Raw genomic sequence first — 284 nt, 5'->3', positions numbered from 1 at the left:
ATCGAGAGCTTCAGGATCGATTTGGGCTGCGGCCATCCACATCTTAAGCGGAACAGGCACGCCCTTCTCCGATGCCATTTCAAGCATCTACATCATGTTCTCTTCGCCCTTCACCTCAAGCTTCTTATGCCAGTGCAGCTGCGGCAGCTTCAGGTTCGAACGATTACCCTTGTTGAACAGGAAATCGACAACGTGACCTGTCTGCGCGCGTTTGCGCGGGTCCTTGTACAAGTTGTTGACGACGGCCACCAGCGGAAAAATCTTCCAGTAGAAGATGCTGCCCG

General features: G+C 53.5%; 1 protein-coding gene. It reads right to left on the bottom strand.

Annotated elements, in window-relative coordinates:
• Positions 1-87 precede the first annotated feature (87 nt).
• Positions 88-284, bottom strand: a 197-nt coding sequence (locus tag AC1RPX_RS07935) for a hypothetical protein (RefSeq protein ID WP_481763354.1), incomplete at its 5' end; no start/stop codon positions are given.

It is taken from the genome of Dellaglioa sp. CoH-56-MRSF-14 (genome assembly GCF_056782115.1).
This window is presented reverse-complemented; position numbering and strand designations above follow the sequence as displayed.